This window comes from Streptomyces sp. NRRL F-6492, from assembly GCF_001280125.1.
Taxonomy (GTDB): Bacteria; Actinomycetota; Actinomycetes; order Streptomycetales; family Streptomycetaceae; genus Streptomyces.
This window is the reverse complement of the sequence record NZ_LGEG01000022.1, coordinates 1-15,094: the sequence shown is the minus strand read 5'-3', so window position 1 is coordinate 15,094 and position 15,094 is coordinate 1. Positions and strand designations below refer to the sequence as shown.

At 73.9% G+C, this 15,094-nt stretch carries 10 protein-coding genes; 8 read left to right on the top strand and 2 right to left on the bottom strand.

Annotated features, from left to right (window positions below):
* From ADL08_RS04150 to ADL08_RS04140, 3 genes are all read left to right on the top strand, one after another.
* Positions 1 to 3,884: thioester reductase domain-containing protein (locus ADL08_RS04150; RefSeq protein ID WP_159048491.1), on the top strand; the 3,884-nt coding region annotated here is incomplete at its 5' end.
* Positions 3,885 to 3,986: 102 nt separating this feature from the next.
* Positions 3,987 to 4,520, top strand: a complete 534-nt coding sequence (locus tag ADL08_RS04145; protein ID WP_053640652.1) for a flavin reductase family protein — start codon at positions 3,987 to 3,989, stop codon at positions 4,518 to 4,520.
* 12 nt (positions 4,521 to 4,532) lie between these two features.
* A complete protein-coding gene (locus ADL08_RS04140; protein WP_053640651.1) occupies positions 4,533 to 5,036 on the top strand; it encodes a hypothetical protein in 504 nt (167 codons plus the stop codon).
* Positions 5,037 to 5,089: 53 nt separating this feature from the next.
* Here the strand turns inward: ADL08_RS04140 and ADL08_RS04135 are convergent, their stop codons facing one another.
* On the bottom strand, positions 5,090 to 5,710 hold the full coding sequence (locus ADL08_RS04135) for a TetR/AcrR family transcriptional regulator (protein WP_078967986.1): 621 nt from the start codon (positions 5,708 to 5,710) through the stop codon (positions 5,090 to 5,092).
* A gap of 76 nt (positions 5,711 to 5,786) precedes the next feature.
* Positions 5,787 to 6,692, bottom strand: coding sequence for a quinone oxidoreductase family protein (locus tag ADL08_RS04130; protein WP_053640650.1), 906 nt, complete (start codon positions 6,690 to 6,692; stop codon positions 5,787 to 5,789).
* 264 nt (positions 6,693 to 6,956) lie between these two features.
* On the opposite strand from ADL08_RS04130, the gene ADL08_RS04125 reads away from it, so the two are divergent.
* The 5 genes from ADL08_RS04125 to ADL08_RS04105 all read left to right on the top strand — a co-directional run.
* Entirely contained in the window at positions 6,957 to 7,622 is a 666-nt protein-coding gene (locus tag ADL08_RS04125) for a ScbR family autoregulator-binding transcription factor (RefSeq protein ID WP_053640649.1), read from the top strand.
* 207 nt (positions 7,623 to 7,829) lie between these two features.
* Positions 7,830 to 8,618 carry a thioesterase II family protein gene (locus tag ADL08_RS04120; RefSeq protein WP_234351986.1) on the top strand — a complete coding sequence of 263 codons (789 nt, stop codon included), beginning with the start codon at positions 7,830 to 7,832 and terminating at the stop codon, positions 8,616 to 8,618.
* A 123-nt stretch (positions 8,619 to 8,741) separates the two neighbouring features.
* A complete protein-coding gene (locus ADL08_RS35080; RefSeq protein ID WP_078967985.1) occupies positions 8,742 to 11,228 on the top strand; it encodes a BTAD domain-containing putative transcriptional regulator in 2,487 nt (828 codons plus the stop codon).
* Between the two features lie 215 nt (positions 11,229 to 11,443).
* Positions 11,444 to 13,015, top strand: a complete 1,572-nt coding sequence (locus ADL08_RS04110; RefSeq protein ID WP_053640648.1) for an aspartate aminotransferase family protein — start codon at positions 11,444 to 11,446, stop codon at positions 13,013 to 13,015.
* A 126-nt stretch (positions 13,016 to 13,141) separates the two neighbouring features.
* On the top strand, positions 13,142 to 15,094 hold a 1,953-nt coding region (locus ADL08_RS04105; RefSeq protein WP_159042987.1), incomplete at its 3' end, for a type I polyketide synthase.

Here is a 15,094-nt window from a genome sequence, read left to right as displayed (position 1 = left end):
CCACCCCCCTCCCCACCTACCCCTTCCAGCGCGAGCGCTACTGGATCGAGGGCACGGGCCCCCGTGTCGATCCCGAGAGCCTCGGGCTGCGTACGGGGGATCATCCGCTTCTCGGCACTTCCGTACCGGTGGCCACGGCCGACGAGGGGCTGTTCACCAACCGCATCTCCTTGCACACGCACCCGTGGCTGGCCGATCACGAGGTCCACGGTTCCGCCGTCATGCCCGTCGCGGCCCTGGTGGAACTGGCGGTCCGGGCCGGTGACGAGTTCGGGTGCCCGGTCCTCGACCAGCTCGTGACGGAGGCCCCGCTGATCGTCCGGCGGGGCTCCGGGACAGACCTCCAGGTCGCCGTGGGCGTGCCCGACGAGGCGGGGAAGCGGACGGTCACCGTGTACGCGCGGCCGGACCGGGGGGACGTACCGTGGACCGCCCATGCGCGCGGGCTCCTGTGCCCGCAGGCTCCGGACGCCCCCTTCGATCTCGGTACGTGGCCGCCCCGGGACGCGCGGGCCGTGTCCCCGGACGAGATGCGGGAGCGGCTAGCCGAGGCCGGTGTGCGACGTGGCCCCGTGTTCCGGTCGCTGAAGTCCGTGTGGCGGCGGGGAACCGAGGTCTTCGCCGAGGTGAGCCTGCCCCCGGAGGCGGACGGATCGGGTCATCTGCTCCATCCGGCGCTCCTCGACGGCGCCCTGCTCGCCTCCCGGGTCGCCGTCGACGGCCTTCAGGAGCCGGGCACGCCCTCGGTCTCCGTGGTGCGGGGGGTCCGCGTGTACGCGAGTGGCGCCTCCGAGGTACGGGTGGCGATCACTCGTAGCGAGGAGGGCGGACCGCTGACGGTCCGCCTGGCGGACCGGAGTGGTGCTCCGACCGCGCTGCTGCGGTCCGTCGCATGGGGACGGGTGGAGGACGGCGAGGTCGCGCACGCGGCCGCGCGGACGTCCGACGGTCTGTTTCACCTCGCGTGGACACCTCTGCCGGCCGCCGCCGACACGGCGCCGAAGCGGTTCGGGGTGCTGGATCCCGGCGCGGACGCCGGAGCGGGTCGCTTCGGCGACGTGGCCGAAGTGGCGCGGGCGGTCGGTTCCGGGCGGCCCCTCGATGCCGTACTGCTGCCGGTCGGCTTCTCCCCCGCGGCCGATCAGGCGGCTTCCGCCCGGATCCGGACGCGCCTGCTGCTTGAGGTGGCCCAGCAGTGGCTGGCGGACGACCGTCTCGCCGACGTGCCCCTCGTCGTGCTCACCCGGCGGGCGGTGGCGGTGGACGAGGGAGAACCGGCGGATCCGAGCAACGCGGCCGTCTGGGGTCTGCTGCGCTCCGCCCAGTCGGAGACACCCGGCAGGTTCTGGCTCGTCGATGTCGACGCGGACCAGGCCCCGCCCCCGTCCTCGTCCCCGTCCCCGTCCCAAGACGTACAGTCCCACGGCGACTTCGGGAGCGAGCGCACCGACTTCGCCGACGCCGCGCAAGCCGCCCTGGGCTCGGGCGAGCCGCAGGTGGCGCTGCGCCGGGGCCGGCTCCTCGCGCCTCGCCTCCAGTACCTCCCCCAGCGCCTCCCGCAGTACGACGGAACCCCCTCCGCCCCGTACGGAAGCGTCGAAGGAACCACCCTGATCACCGGCGGCACCGGTTCGCTCGGTGCGCTCTTCGCCCGGCACCTCGTGCGCGAGCACAGCGTCAGGCATCTGCTGCTGACCAGCCGCAGGGGTGAACAGGCCGAAGGTGCAGGAGAGTTGGCGGCCGAGCTGAAGGAGCTCGGCGCCGAGGTGACCATCGCCGCCTGCGATGTGGCCGACCGCGAGGACCTGGCCGAGCTGCTGTCGAACGTACCCGCGCAGCATCCCCTGACCGCCGTGATCCACGCGGCGGGCGTGCTGGACGACGGGCTGATCGGGTCCCAGAGCGCCGAGCGGCTGGCCGCGGTGCTCCGGCCGAAGGCCGAAGCGGCCTGGCACCTGCACGAGTTGACGCGGGAGAAGGAGCTGACGGCGTTCGTCCTGTTCTCCTCGATCGCCGGCGTGGTGGGGGGCCCGGGCCAGTCCGCGTACGCCGCGGCCAACTCCTTCCTGGACGGTCTGGCCCGGCACCGCGCCGCGGAGGGCCTGGCCGCCACGTCCGTCGCGTGGGGCCTGTGGACGCAGGACGGCGGCATGTCGGGCGGGCTGGACGCGGCCGACCTCGGGCGCATCGCGCGCGGCGGTTTCCTGCCCGTCACCGCCGGGGCGGGGACGGCGCTGCTGGACCTCGCTCTCGGTACGGGCCGGTCCGCGCTGGTGGCGACCCCGCTGGATCTCGGCGCCGTGCGGAAGCTGGACCCGGTCCCGGCGCTGTTCCGGGGGCTGGTCCGTGCGCCGCTGCGCCGCCGGGCCGGCGAGGGCGGGGCGGACGGGACGGCCTGGGCGGAGCGGCTGGCGTCGGTGCCCGAAGCCGAGCGGCCGGGTCTGGTCCTCGCGGTGGTCAGGGAGGAGGTCGCGCGGGTGCTCGGGCACGGTGACGCGCGGCGGGTCAAGGACGACGCGTCGTTCCTCTCCCAGGGCTTCGACTCGCTGACCGCCGTCGAGCTGCGCAACCGGTGCAACGCGCTCGTCGGTGCGCGGTTGCCGGCGACGGTGGTGTTCGACCACCCCACTCCGGTGGCACTGGCCGGGTTCGTCCTCGGCGAGCTGCTCGCGGGGCGGGGCGCCGGGGAGTCCGGCGGGGCGGCGGCGCCGGACTTCGCGGCCGAGGTGCGTCTCGCCGGGGACATCCGGCCCGCGGCCGAGGTCGTCCGCTGGGTGGACGATCCCCGGGAGGTGCTCCTGACCGGCGCGAGCGGGTTCCTCGGCGCCTTCCTGCTGCGGGACCTGATGCGCTCGACCACCGCGCGGGTGCACTGCCTCGTCCGGGGCGACGACGAGGCGCGGGCCTACGCCCGGCTGCGGGCGAACCTGGAGCGCTACCTGGTGTGGGAGGAGGTCGATCCCGACCGGCTCTCCGTGGTGGTGGGCGACCTGGCCGAGCCCCGACTGGGCCTGACCGAGGCGGAGTTCGACCGGCTGGCCGAGAGCGTCGACGTGGTGTACCACAACGGCGCGCAGGTGCACTGGCTCCACCCGTACACGGCCCTGAAGGCGGCGAACGTGGGCGGGACGGAGGAGATACTGCGGCTGGCGGCGCGCCACCGCACCGTCCCGGTGCACTACCTGTCGACCGTCGGCGTCTTCGAGTCCGCTGTGGCCCCGGGCGTGCCCCTGAGGGTGACCGATCCCACCGGCCCGGCCGAGCGGCTGCCCAGCGGCTATCTGCAGAGCAAGTGGGTCGCCGAGCAGGTCGTCGAGCTGGCCCGCGAGCGGGGCCTTCCGGTGTCCGTCTACCGCGTCGACGTGATCTCCGGCGACCAGGAGAACGGCGCCTGCCAGACCAACGACTTCGTCTGGCTGAGCCTCAAGGGGCTGTTGCAGGCCGGTGCGGTGCCCTCGGACGCCGAGGGCCGCTTCCACCTCCTTCCGGTGGACTACGTCAGCGCGGCCGTGCTGCGCGTCTCCCGGCGTGCCACGGCGGCGGGCCGCACGTTCCACCTGTTCAATCCGGACGCGCTCGGCCTGCGGGAGTGCGTGGAGCGGTTGCGGTCGCTCGGCCACTCCGTGGCGGAGGTCGACCGGGAGACCTGGCGCGAGCGGGTCCACGCGGACGGGACGAACGCGCTCGCGCCGCTCCTGCACGCGTTCGAGATGATGACGGCCGACACCGACGCGTTCTATCCGGCGATGGACACCTCGGAGACCGAGGCGGAGCTGGCGGGCAGCGGAATCACCTGCCCGCCGCTGACCGGGGAGCTCTTCCGGAAGTACGTGGACTTCTTCACGCGGACCGGTCACTTCCCGGAGGCGGGGGAACGTGACTGACGCGACGCCGGCGCGGCGGCCCTCCCGGCCGCCGCACGACGGCCGGCCGTCCGGCGCCACCGGAATTTCCGTTCGTCCCATGGTTCTCTCGAAGGGTTCGGCATGAGTTATGTGTCCGTAGGCGGAGCTGTCGACCGAAGCCCGATCGCGCCGTCCGCGCTGCGCGAGACGATGTCGCGCTTCGCGACCGGGGTCATCGTGCTGAGCGTCGGTGGCGAGCACCTGCACGCGATGACGGCCAACGCGTTCAGTTCCGTGTCGCTCGAACCGCCGACCGTGCTCTGCTGCGTGTCCCACAGCGCGGTGATGCACAAGGCGATCACCTCGGCGCGCAGCTTCGGGGTCTCGGTGCTGAGTGCCGAACAGGAGCCACTGGCGCGGCACTTCGCCGACAAGCACCGGCCCCTGGGGGAGGCCCAGTTCGACGGGATCGGCTGGCGGCCCGGGGAGGTGACGCGGGCTCCGCTGCTGGACGGCGCCGTCGCCTGGCTGGAGTGCGAGCTGGCCGAGGCGCACGACTCGGGCGACCACTCCGTCTTCATCGGTGACGTGGTGAGTTCCGCGACGTCCGCCGACGAGTCCGGGCTGCTGTTCTTCAACGGCCGCTTCCAGCGGATCGTCACCGCTCCCCGGTGAGGCGGACGCATCGTGGACGCGCGCGGGGAGAGGCACGACGGGAACACCTTCTGGGACGCCGCGGGGCCGGTCTTCGTCGCGGCCCTGAACGACGGGCTGGCGAGGGCCGGGCACCCGACGCTACGGCCGCGGGGCGGCGGCCGGCCGGTGTCGCGGCCGCAGGAGCTGCCGCATCCCTTCGCGGCCGCGGTCATGCGGGCGTACGAGACCGCCCTGCCGGCCGCACTGGCCGTGGAGGAGGAGGGGGACCGGGTGTCGCAGGCCGCGCTGCGGCGCCGTGGCCGGGAGGTGCTGGCCGCGGCGCTGGGCCTCCCGGGCCCCCGGGGGCCGCGGCCCGCGTGCCGTACGGCGGGGTCGCCGCTCCCCCGGTACGAGAACCTGGTGGTGACCCTCCTGATGGAGTCCGCCGCGCTCGTCCTGTCGGAACGTCCTGAGGTCGGCGGTACCGACGGCCGGCCGGCCGCGCTCGTCCGGGCGCTCGGCCGGTCGGCGCGCAGCGGCGGGGCGGGCGGCTGACGGGGCCTGCCCCCGGGGGCGGGGCGGCGCCGTCCCGCCCCCGGGCGCGGGCCCTACCGGTACGCGTCGACGAGCCGGGCCAGGTGCTTGGCGGCGATCTCCAGGGGCTCGCGGCTTCCGGAGACCTGGGCGGCCAGCTCGGCGCCCTCCAGGGTGCTGATCACGGTGTGGGCCAGCTCGTGCGCGTTCTCCCCGGGGATTCCGGCCTTGACCAGCGCGTCGAAGACCACCTCGCGCCAGTGCGCGAAGGCCCGGGCCGCGGCGGAGCGGACGTCGGGCAGGCGGCCGACCGAACCCAGCGCGGTCGTGGAGACCGGGCAGCCGTCGACCCAGTCCGACTCGGCCAGCCGCTCGGCGAGGGAGAGGGTGAAGTCGGCGATCGCCCGGGCGGGGTCGTCGGCGCCGTCGAAGGCCGCGCCCAGGGCCTCGACGAATTCGCGGTCCCCGTGGTCGATCGCCACGGTGGCCAGCTCCTGCTTGCCGCCGGGGAAGAAGTGGTAGACCGACCCGAGCGTGGCGTCGGCCTCCTGGGCGATCTGCTTGATGCCCGTCCCGTCGTACCCCTGCCGCTGCATCAGCAGGGAAGCCGCCCGGACGATGCGCTCGCGGGTGCCGAGGGCGGGCTCCCGCGCGGACCCGGGCTGCTCCGCGTTGCTCCGTGGCGATTCCTTCACCCGGCGAGGATAGCAGCTAGAGCGTTCTTTCCAGAGAGTGCGGCGCGGAAGGCGCGGCCGTGCGCGCTCGGGGTGGTCAGGGGACCAGGATCAGCTTGCCCGTCGTACGCCGCGCCAGCAGGTCCTCGTGCGCCCGGCGGGCCTGTGCGAGGGGGTACGTGCCGGTCGCCACCGGGGTGAGCCTGCCCCGGGCCACGAGGGCGAGCAGTTCCTCGAGCGGTTCCTCGAACCCGCCCGGGGCGGCCAGCGCGGGCCGCAGCCAGAACCCGACGACCGAGGCGTTGAGCCGGCCCAGGCGGGCGGGGTCGACCGGCGTGAAGCCGCTCCGCGAGGCGTTGCCGTAGCTCACGAGCCGTCCGAAGGAGGCCAGGGACCGCAGGGCGTGGTCGAAGAGCTCTCCGCCGACCGCGTCCAGGACGACGTCGGCCTTCTCGTCCACGGGGTAGCTCACCACCGCGTCCGCCCCCAGCTCCAGGGCGAGCCGCTCCTTGCCCGGGGACACCTGGGCGAGGACGCGTCCCGCGCCGAACTCCCTGGCCAGCTGGACCGCGAGGCTGCCCACGCCGCCCGCCGCGGAGTGGACGACCACGGTCTCCCCGGGGCGCAGCCGGGCGGCGGAGCGCAGCAGGTGCCAGGCGGTCAGTCCCTGCGTCACGAGCGCCAGGGCGTGGCCCGCTTCGAGGTCCTCGGGGATCTCGACGAGGGCCGACCGGCGGGCGACGGCCTGCTGCGCGTAACCGCCGGACACCCGGGCGAGCACCCGCCGGCCGTCGGGCGTACGGCCGACGACCTCGCCGCCCGGGACGTACGGCAGCAGGTCGGCGCTCAGGTACGAGCCGTCGACCTGGTGCGTGTCCGCGAAGTTCACGCCGGCCGCCTCGACGTCGAGGAGCGTCTCGTCCGGGCCCGGTTCGGGCGCCGGCACTTCCACCACGGAGAGGACTTCGGGGCCGCCGAAGCGGTCGAACTGGATGGCGAGCATGGCGCACCCTATCGCGCCGCGGTACCGACTCCTGGTTACCATCCGACCGCCGGGCATACAGTTGCCCCGCGCACACAGATGCTCGAGAGCCGCGCCACGGGGCGGTGACGTGGTGAGGGACCACGCGGTGGGCACCGGCCGACGACAGCCGAACTCCGGCCAACTCGTGGGTGCGGGCGACGTACTGGTTAACAACTCACCTATTTCCTGTGGCATGTTCTCGTGCGCCCGACCAGTTGCTCACAGCCCGTATCGGAGCGCCACATGGCCATGCAACCCCGTGCCGTTCGCACGCGTCAGGATCTGATCCGTTCCGCCGCCGTCGTCTTCGAGCGTGCCGGGTTCGCCGACGCGTCGATCGCCGCGATCAGCTCCGGGGCGGGCGTGAGCAACGGGGCGCTGCACTTCCACTTCCGGAACAAACAAGCCCTGGGCGAGGCCGTCGAACTGGCCGCCTCGCAGACGCTCGTGCACGTCACCGGGCGGGTGCCGCTGCGGCACCCCTCCCCGCTGCAACTCCTCGTCGACACCTCGCAGGTGCTGGCCGAGTGTCTGTTGCACGACCCCGTCCTCCGGGCCGGATTCAGCCTTGCCAGCGACGCGACGTGGCAGGGCCGGATCAACCTGTGGGAGGAGTGGCAGGACTGGGTTCAGCTGATGCTGATCGTCGCCCGGGAGCGGGACATGCTCACCCCGCACGTGGTCGTCGAGGAGGCGGTTCTCGCCATCACCTCGATCGTCGCGGGGTTCGAGGTGCTGTCCCGCATCGGCGGGGAGTGGACCTCGCGGAGCGCCGTCACCGGCTTCTGGCGGCTGATGCTGCCCCAGTTGGCGGGCCCGGAGACCGCCGCGGCCCTCCTGCCGGAGGGGACGGACTGCCCGCTCTCCGCCCAGGACTGGGACATGGCCGAGACCTGCGGCGCCGCCTAGGGGACGTCCGCCGGAACAGGGCCGGGCGCGCCTCGCAGGTCTCTCCCCCACGGTGGGCGTCTCGTCCCACGGCGGCCCCCACGGCGCAGTGCTTCCCAGGGAGTTGTGCATGGTTTGTGCGCGCTTTGAACCGTGCCGCGCAGGATGAGGGGCGAGACGCGACCACGCCCGGGTCCACGGCGCGTGGGTGAGCGAAGGAGAGTCGACGTGGCGCGAGTGACGAGCGGATGGCTGCGCGGGTTCGAACCGCCGCCCGGGCAGGCGGGACCGCCGGCCGGAGCGGCGCGGCTCTTCTGCTTCCCGCACGCGGGCGGATCGGCCAGTGCGCTGCGGCCCCTCGCCCAGGCCCTGGCGGGTACGTTCGACGTGCTGGTGGCGCAGTACCCCGGCAGGCAGGACCGCCGGCTGGAGGAGCCCTACGACGACATCGGCGGGCTCGCCGACGCCCTGGCGGCCGAGGTCGCCGGGCGGGCCGAAAGGCCCTACGCCCTCTTCGGCCACAGCATGGGCGCGGTCCTCGCCTACGAGGTCGCCCGGCGGCTGGCGGCGGACCGGGGCCCGGCCGCGCTGGTCCTCTCGGCCCGCGGCGCGCCCGCGTCCGAGCCGGGGCGCCACGACCGGCTGCGCACCGACGACGACATCGTGCGGGCGGTGTCGAGGCTCGGCGGCACCACTCCGGAGGTGCTGCGGGATCCGGAGCTGCGGGAGATGGTGATGCCCGCGCTCCGCGCCGACTACCGTGCGCTCGGCTCGTACGCATGGCGGCCGGGACCGCCGCTGACCGTCCCGCTCACCCTCCTCGTCGGGGACGGCGATCCGGTGGTCGAGGTCGAACAGGTCGAGCGCTGGGGCGAGTTCACGACGGCGGGCACACGCCTCCACGTCTTCGGCGGCGGGCACTTCTTCCTCGACGCCCACCTCGCGGAGGTGGCCGGGGTGATCGCCACCGCGTACCGCGCCGGGCGCGCCTCCGGCACGGTGCCGGCGCGGGGATGACCGCCGGGAGCGGGCCGTTCCCGGCCTTGTCCGGGATTTGTGCGGTCTTGGACCGGGCTCGTGCACGCTGACAACCGCGGAATGCGCGGCCAAGGACACCTCCGTGCGATCACGGAGGGCAGCATGGGGGAATCGATGCAGTTCCGAGTGCTCGGGCCGATGGAAGTGGTCGACGACGGCAGGACGGTGGGGCTCGGCGGCACCAAGCAGAGAGCCACTCTGGGATTCCTGCTCCTGAACGCGAACAAGGCGGTCGCCACGAGCCGGCTCCTGAACGCGCTGTGGGGAGTGGACGAAGCCCCGATGACCGCACGCAAGATCCTTCAGAACGCGGTCTACGGTCTGCGCGGGGCCCTGTCGGCGGGCGGCGCCGCCGGGACGGACGGCACGGCCCTGCTGACACGGCCGCCCGGCTACATGATGCGGGTGGATCCGGAGCGGGTCGACCTCCACCGGTTCCACACGTGGGTCGGCCGGGGCCGGGAGTTGCTGGCGAAGGGCCGGCCCGGGGCGGCGGCGCCGCTGCTGCGCGACGCGCTGGCGCTGTGGCGGGGACCGGCCCTGGCGGACCTGGTGGAGAACGGCGTCCAGTGGCCCGAGTTGGTGGCCCTGCAGAACACCCGGCTCAACGTCATGGAGGAGTACTTCGAGGCACAGCTCGCCTGCGGCAGGCATCACGAGATCCTGGCCGAGCTGGAGGCGATGGTACGGGCCGAGCCGTTGCGGGAACGCTCCTGCGGGCAGTGGATGCTGGCCATGTACCGCTGCGGCCGGCAGGCGGACGCCCTCGCCGAGTACAGCCGGCTGCGGGCCGTCCTGGTGGAGAACCTGGGCCTGGAGCCCGGCCGCAACCTCCAGCTGCTGCAGCAGTCCATCCTCGCGCAGGACCCCGCGCTGACCCTGTCGCGGGTACCGGCGGTGGAGGTCGGGGACGGCGGGGACGGTACGGACGGGGCCGGGCCCGCGGTGGAGCGCGCCGAACCCGGACGGGCGGCGTACACCACCGGCTCCGGGGCCGGCACCGACGCCTCTCGGGCCGGCGCCGACGGTTCGAGCGGCGGAGCCGCCGGCCCGGGGGGCGACACCACCGGTCCGCGCGCCGGAGCCCCCGCTCCGAGCGCCGCCGACGTCTCCGGCCCGCCGACCGCACACCGTCCGGCGGCACCGTACGGGACGATCGGCGCCGTACCGGACTCCGGCGCGGCCGGGACGGCCGTGGTTCCGGCGGCTCCCGGCCGTCCGTCCGGTCCCGCTCCGGCCGGGGAGCAGGCGGCCGCCCTTCGCCGCCAGGTCAGCGTCGTCTGTCTGCGCACCCGGCTGGCGCCCTCCCTCGGCGAGGGTGCCGACCAGGAGCTCGACGCCCTCCTCGACGGTGCCGCGCTCCTGGTCAGGGAGCAGGTCGAACGGTTCGGCGGCAGGGTGACGGCCTCCATCGGCTCGGTGTCCCTGGCCCTGTTCGGCCTCGACGGTCCCGAGAACCCCGACGAGGACGACCGGGACGACCGGGACGACGCCACGCGGGCGGTCCTGTCGGCCCTCGCGGTCCGGGACGTCCTGGACGTCTCCGCCGGATCCGGCGCCGGTGCGGCCCAGTCCGCGGTGGCGGCCGCCGTCACCCGGGGAGAGGTGCTGCTGCGCCGGCGCCCCGGGCAGGAGGGTCCCACCGTGGTCGGCGCCGTCCTCGACGAGTCCCAGACGCTGCTGGGGGCCGTACCCGAGGGCGAGGTGCGGGTGAGCGACACCGTACGGCGCGCCAGCGACCACGGCGTCGTCTACCGCCCCGGTGACGACGCGGCCGGCGGATGGCAGGCGCTCGGCGCGCGGGGGGCGGACGCCCCGGGCACCGAGCAGGCGCTGGAGCTGGACATCCTCAAGGGTCTCGCACAGCGCACGTGGCACCGGTCCGTACCCCACCTCGTGACGGTCCTGGGAGAAGCGGGCACGGGGAAGAGCAGGCTGCTGGGCGAGTTCGCCCGATGGGCCGACGAGCTCCCTTTGGCACCCATGATTCTGACGGCCCGTCCGTTCCACGGCGGCGAGGAGTCGCCCCTCGCGCTGGCGGGCCGGATCCTCTCGGCCTACTGCGGCGTCCGGCCCGGCGACGAGGAGGACGTGGTGCTCTCGGCCCTGGAGCGCGAGGTCCGTGCCGTGTACCCCTCCGGCCGGGCGGCGGACGTGCCCCTGCAACGGCTGCGTCCCCTCGTCGCCTCGTCCGGCGTGGACCTGCACTTCGGCGACCTGTGCCCGGGCGAGGTGCTGGAGGCCTGGCGGGAGTTCCTCCAGGACGCGGCGCAGCGGCGGCCCGTCGCGCTGTGCCTGGACGACCTGCACCGCCTGCCCGACATGGCCCTGGACGCCGTCGAGGAACTGGCCGAGTCCGCGGGGGCGGTGCCCCTCTTCGTGGTCGCCTGCGCCGGGCAGGAACTCCTCGCCCGCAGGCCGTCCTGGGCCGGCGGCAAGAGCCACACCACCACGGTCACGCTGGACCGGCCCGAGCCCGTCACCCAGGAGCAGCTGGTGGCGTCCCTGCTGTCCGCGGCCCGCAACGAGCCCGCGCGGAGCCTGCCCGAGCGGAGCCTGCCCGGACCGAGGGGCACGGCCGCGGCCTGACCGCCGCGCGGTCCGCGCGGGCGCCCGTCTTCGCGTGGGCGCCAGTCCCCGTGTGGGCGCCAGTCCCCATGTGGGCGCCCGTTCCCGAGCCGTCCATCGTCGGGTAACCGGCCGACCACCCCCGCCCCCGCACGGGTCGATGACCTCGTCGTGACCGGCAACTGACACGCGCGGAACAGGATGGACCGACCGTCCACACCACCTCAGGAGCTGCCATGTCGGAACTCGCCGAGCCCAACCTCCGCGCGCTGCTGGCCACGGCGGGGCTTGACGTCGAATACGTACGGGGCGAGGGCAACACGCTCTACCGCCGCGGGGAGGACGGAGGCGAGATACCGGTCATCGACTACGCGGGCGGCTACGGTTCGCTGATCCTCGGCCACCACCACCCCGGGATCGCGGCGCTCGCCCGGCAGCTCATCGACGAGCGGACGCCCGTGCACGCCCAGTTCTCCTCCCACCCCTACGCCAACGAGCTGGCCGCCGCGCTGAACCGGATCGTCCACCGGGAGACCGGTACCGACGAGCCGTACTACGCCACCTTCGCCAACAGCGGCGCCGAGGCGATCGAAGCGGCCGTCAAGCACGCGGAGATGGACCGGGTGGTCCGTCTCGGGGAGGTCCTCGCGGACGTCGCCGCCGGCCTGGAGGAGGTCCGCGAGGCCGTGGACGCGGGGCGTGCGACGGTGCCGGAGGGGCTGTTCGCCCGTCTGGGGATCGCGCGGCCCGCCACCGGCCGGGACGCGATCGGGGCGGTGATCGCCGAGGTCACCCGGAGGAACGAGGAGCGGAGCGCCAGGCCGCCGGTGCTGCTCGCCCTGGAGAGCGGGTTCCACGGCAAGCTGATGGGCAGCGTCCAGCTGACCCACAACGCCGGGTACCGCACCCCGTTCGCCGCCCTCGGCCTGCGCACCCGGTTCGTTCCGCACGACGCCCCGGAGGTGCTGCGCGCGATCCTCGCGGAGGAGCGCGGCAGCCTGCTGCGGCCCACCGTCGAGGACGGCGAGGTCCGGCTCGCCGAACGGACGCACCCCGTCTTCTGCGCCTTCCTCCTGGAGCCGATCCAGGGCGAGGGCGGCATCCGGCCCCTGTCGGAGTCGTTCGCCCGTGACATCCGGGAGTTCGGCGAGGCGGCCGACTGCCCCCTGGTCATCGACGAGATCCAGAGCGGCATGGGCCGTACGGGGGCGCTGCTCGCCAGCTCCCGCCTCGGGCTGCGCGGCGACTACTACGCACTCGCCAAGTCCCTGGGCGGCGGCATCGCGAAGGCGGCCGTGATGCTGGTGCGCGAGGCCCGGTACCAGCCGCACTTCGAGCTCGTGCACAGCTCCACGTTCGCCAAGGACAGCTTCTCCTGCCACGTGGCGCTGAAGGTGCTCGAACTCCTGGAGGCGGACGACGGCCGCCTCTACCGCCGGGCCGTCGAACGGGGGGCCGCGCTCGAAGCGATGCTGGACAAGGTCCGGGCGTCCTTCCCCGACGTCGTGAAGGAGATCCGCGGCCGGGGCCTGATGCTGGGCATGGAGTTCCACGACCAGTCCGGGGCCGAGTCCGAGGAGATCGGCGCGGCGGCCCGCTCCGGAATGTTCGGCTACGTCGTCGCCGGACACCTCCTCAACGCCCACCGCATCCGCACCTTCCCCACCGCCAGTGCCGTGCACACGCTGCGCTTCGAGCCCTCGGTGTTCCTCACCGACGAGGAGATCGAGCGTCTGCGGATCGCCCTGACGGACGTGTGCGTGATCCTGCGGGACCAGCGGGCGGACCGCCTGACGTTCTCCGTCTGACGTTCTCCGCCTGACGCCCGCTGTCCGACGTCCGACGCCCGCCTTCCGACGGCGGGACCGGCCCGTACCGGAATTCCGTGGAACCCCTGAAACCCCGTCTTTCTGAAAGGTCAGCCGAAGGTCATGATGACTGAGAAGCCTGCGACTCGGACCGGCACGGACACGGACACGGAGCGGTACGAGCCGATCGCCGTCGTCGGCATGTCCTGCCGGCTTCCCGGGGCCGACGGGCCCGCCGCGTTCTGGGAGCTCCTGTCCGGTGGCGTCAGCGCCGTCGGGGACGTGCCGGGCGACCGGTGGGCCGAGGGCGCCCCGAGCGCGCTGGCCCGGGGCGGGTTCCTGGAGGCCGTGGCGGACTTCGACGCGGCGTTCTTCGGCATCTCCCCGCGCGAGGCGGCGGCGATGGACCCCCAGCAGCGGCTGGTACTGGAACTGGCCTGGGAGGCCCTGGAGGACGCGGGCATCGTGCCCGCGTCGCTGCGCGGCAGCAGGACCTCCGTCTTCGTCGGCACCCTGCGCGACGACTACACCAACCTGCTGTACCAGTACGGTGCCGAGGCCGTCACCCAGCACACCATGACCGGCGTGAACCGGGGCGTCATCGCCAACCGGGTCTCGTACCTGCTCGGTCTGCACGGCCCCAGTCTCACCGTGGACTCCGCCCAGTCGTCCTCGCTCGTCGCCGTGCACCTGGCGTGCGAGAGCCTGCGGAACGGCGAGTCGACGGCCGCGCTGGCCGCGGGGGTGAACCTCAACCTGCTCGCCGAGAACACCGTCACCGAGCAGCGGTTCGGCGCGCTGTCCACGGACGGGGCCACCTACACCTTCGACGCCCGCGCCGACGGTTTCGTGCCCGGCGAGGGCGGCGGCGTGCTCGTACTGAAGCCGCTGCGCCGCGCCGTCGCCGACGGCGACCGGATCTACGGGGTGATCCGCGGCAGCGCCGTCAACAACGACGGTGCCACCGACGGCCTGACCGTCCCCAGCTCCGCCGCCCAGGAACAGGTGGTCCTCGCCGCCCACGCGCGTGCGGGCACGGCCGCCGAGGAGGTGCAGTACGTCGAACTGCACGGCACCGGCACGCCGGTCGGCGACCCCGTGGAAGCCGCTGCCCTGGGGGCCGCGCTCGGTGCGGGACGCGGCGCCGGGCAGGCGCTGCGCGTCGGTTCGGTCAAGACCAACATCGGCCATCTGGAGGGCGCGGCCGGCATCGCGGGGCTCATCAAGACGCTGCTGAGCCTTCACCACCGCCAACTGCCGCCCAGCTTGAACTTCAGCAGGGCGAACCCCGCCATCGACCTGGACGAACTCGGCCTGGCCGTACAGCGCGAGCTGACCGCGTGGCCCGATCCCGAGCGGGCGCTGGTGGCGGGGGTCAGCTCCTTCGGCATGGGCGGCACCAACTGCCACGTCGTCGTGGCCCAGTCCCCCGCCGCGAGCGGCGCGGAAGAAGAGGGAAGCGGGAAGGACGGGGCGGCGACGCGAGGGGCGGGCCCCGCCCTGCTGCCGTGGGTCGTCTCCGGGGCGGGGCCCGAGGCGCTGCGCGCCCAGGCCGCGCGGCTCGCCGCCTTCGTCTCGGCCCAGGACGCGGCCGGGGAGCCGGTGTCGTCGGCGGACATCGCCTGGTCCCTCGCGACGACCCGTACCGCGCACAGCCACCGCTGCGTGGTGCTCGGCTCCGATCGCTCCACGCTCCTCGACGGCCTGCGGGCCTGCGCCGAGGGCAGGACGGCACCCGGGGTCGTGTCGGGTGTCGCGACGCCGGGGAAGACGGCGTTCCTGTTCACCGGACAGGGCGCCCAACGGGCCGGCATGGGCATGGAACTCTACGAAGCGTTCCCCGTGTTCGCCGAAGCCTTCGACGAAACCTGCGCAGCCCTCGACCCCCACCTCGACCAGCCGATCGCACACACCATCCGTACGGGTCAGCACCTGGACCAGACCGCTTATACCCAACCGGCCCTGTTCGCCGTAGAAGTAGCCCTCTACCGCCTGGTCGAATCCTTCGGACTGCGCCCCGACTACGTCGCCGGACACTCCATCGGAGAGATCACCGCCGCCCACATCGCCGGCGTCTTC